This window comes from Polaromonas sp. P1_E1_2 (assembly GCF_056406035.1).
This window is the reverse complement of sequence record NZ_JBFUAZ010000551.1, coordinates 1-2882: the sequence shown is the minus strand read 5'-3', so window position 1 is coordinate 2882 and position 2882 is coordinate 1. Positions and strand designations below refer to the sequence as shown.

The window sequence follows — 2882 nt, the reverse complement described above, 5'->3', positions numbered from 1 at the left end:
AGCATACGTGCCACCCACACCGTCAACCAGCTGCTGGCGCTGGCACGCGCCGAAACCACAGGCCGCAGCCTCGCCAAGCTGCACATCGACCTGGTGCATATCGTCTCGGAAGTGATGGCCGACTCGGTGCCTCGCGCCCTTGAAAAACAGATCGACCTCGGCTACGACGGGCCCGCCGCCGGCGAGCAGGCGACGCAGCTGGAAGGCAACCCGACCCTGCTCAAGGAGCTGGTGCGCAACCTACTGGACAACGCCATCAACTACACGCCCGAAAAAGGACAGGTCACGCTGCGGCTCATGACCGACCGCTTCAGCGGCGTACTGGTGCTGCTGGTGGAAGACTCCGGGCCGGGCATCCTGGAGTCCGAGCGCGAGCTGGTGTTCCAGCCGTTCTACCGGACGCTGGGCACCAACGTCGACGGCTCCGGCCTGGGCCTGGCCATCGTGCTGGAAATCGCCAAGCAGCATGGCGCCACCATCACCATTGAAGATGCGGCCCTGCCGGGCCACCCGCAAACGCCCGGTACCCGCGTCACCGTGCGTTTTGTCGGGATGGATTTACCTGACGGTCAGTAGCGGCAGCGGCAGCACCTGCACCCATGCACTTTCCCGGGAATTTTTAAGCAAATGAGCCTGCAATCCATACAGAACTTGCGCAAGCAGCTCCTGAAATGATAGCGAATCAGGGTTTGGCAGGCGGCCACTTGTCGTAAAGCTTCGCACCGATGCGCTCGCCCCACAGCTCGATTTGCGCAGGCGTTCCGGCATGCGGCTGGTTGGCGCTGTCGCCGCGCACATAACCCAGCGCCACGCAGGCGCCGGCCAGCGGGCTCCAGCCGACCGACGAAATTTCGCCCACCATTTGCCCGTCCATCACAATCGCCTCGCCGCCCCAGGCAAAGGCATCCGGCGTGTCAAACACCAGCGTGACCAGTTTCTTGCGCAGCGCCAGCCCCTGTGAATTGAGCAACGCGGCCTTGCCGATAAAGTCAGCCGGCTTGTCGAGCCTGACGCTGAAGGCCAACCCCGCCTCCCACGGCGTTTCGTCCGGGCCGAGCTCTGCGCCCCAGGCGCGCCGGCCTTGCTCAATACGCAGCGCATCCAGCGCGTAGTAGCCTGCATCACGAATACCGAGCGCCTTGCCGGCCTCCATCAGTGCCAGGTACACATGGCGCGCCATTTCGATCGGCGTGTAGAGCTCAAAGCCCGGCCCGCCCACATAGCTCATGCGGGCGGCGCGCACGCGGGCAAAGCCCACGTCAATCTCTTTCGTCCATGAGAACTTCAGCGCCTCGGGCGACAGGTCGTCCGGGCTAACGAGCGCCAGCAGCTCGCGCGCCTTCGGCCCCATCACCGACAGCACCGAGTACATCGTCGACACATCGGTCAACACGGCATGTTCCGCTTCGCCGATACGCCGCGTGATCCAGTCGAAGTCCCTTACCGTTTGCGCAGATCCGGTGATGATGAGGAATTGGTTCGCGGCTTGCCTCATCACGGTCAAGTCACTTTCAAAACCGCCGCGCTCATTGAGCATGGCGGTGTAGACCATCTTGCCGACAGACACGTCCATCTCGTTGGCGCACAGGCGCTGCAGCACGGCCAGCGCATCGCGGCCCTGCAACAGGTATTTGGAGAACGAGGTCTGGTCGTAAAGGGCAACGGTTTCGCGCGTGGCTTTTTGCTCCTCAATCATCCACGGGAGCCAGGCCGGTTTGTCGAGGGAGTATTCCGGGCGCGCCTGGCCCTCCGGCCTGAAATAGCTTGCACGCTCCCAGCCATTCTTGCCGCCGAACTCCGCGCCTCTGGCGGCCAGGATGTCGTACAGCGGTGAGGTACGCAACGGCCGCGCCGTTTCCAGTTCCTGACGCGGCCAGCGCATGGCGTAGTGCAGGCCCAGTGTCTCGCCGGTGCGCTCGGCCAGTGCCTTGCGGTTGCCGGTAAAGCTGCCGAAGCGGCGGATGTCCACGTCCCATAAATCGGTGCTGGGCTCCCCACCCACAATCCATTCGGCCATGAGCCGGCCCGCGCCGCCGCTGTTGGCAATGCCGGCCGAATTGAAGCCCGCGCAGACAAAGTAGTTTCGCAATTCGGGCGCTTCACCCAGGATGAAGTTGCCGTCCGGCGTGAAGCTTTCGGGGCCGTTGAGCAGCATCTTGACTTCGGCCGTCTCCAGGCACGGGGTGCGGTGCAGCGCGGCGGTCATCAGCGGTTCGARCTGGTCCCAGTCTTCGTCCAGCAATTCGAACTGGAAGGTCGCCGGAATCGGGTCCATCTTCCAGGGCTTGGCCTGGGGCTCAAAGCCGCCCATCACCAGGCCGCCGACTTCTTCCTTGTAGTAGATGTAGCCGTCTGGGTCGCGCATGACCGGCAGCATGGGGTGCACACCCGGAATCTTGCCGGTGACGATGTAGAAATGCTCAGCCGAATACAGTGGCACATTCACGCCCGCCAGCTTGCCGAACTGGCGCGCCCATTGGCCGGCGCAATTGACGAGGACTTCGCAGCGCACGTCRCCYTGCGCGGTCTTCACGCCCACRGCCTTGCCGTTTTCAATGATGACRCCGGTCACCTCGATGCCTTCRACCATCTTCACGCCGCGGTTGCGCGCGCCCTTGGCCAGCGACATGCARAGGTCCGCGGGRTTGGCCTTGCCGTCGCCCGGCAGCCAGATCGCGCCCTGCAAATCGTCGGTGCGCATGATGGGGTATTTGTCACCGGCTTCCTGCGGCGAAATCTCATGGCATTCCACGCCGAAGCTGTTGGCCATAGCCACCTGCTTTTTGAGCACCTTCATGCGTTCAGGCGTGCGCGCCACGTTGACGCTGCCGCATTGTTTCCAGCCGGTAGCCAGGCCCGTTTCAGCCTCCAGCGATGCATAC

At 63.5% G+C, this 2882-nt stretch carries 2 protein-coding genes; one reads left to right on the top strand and one right to left on the bottom strand.

Annotated elements, in window-relative coordinates:
• The coding region (locus AC1D1P_RS19680) for a sensor histidine kinase (protein WP_477674134.1) at positions 1-576 on the top strand (576 nt) is incomplete at its 5' end.
• A 106-nt stretch (positions 577-682) separates the two neighbouring features.
• Here AC1D1P_RS19680 and AC1D1P_RS19675 read toward each other — a convergent pair.
• The coding region (locus tag AC1D1P_RS19675) for a GcvT family protein (RefSeq protein ID WP_477674133.1) at positions 683-2882 on the bottom strand (2200 nt) is incomplete at its 5' end.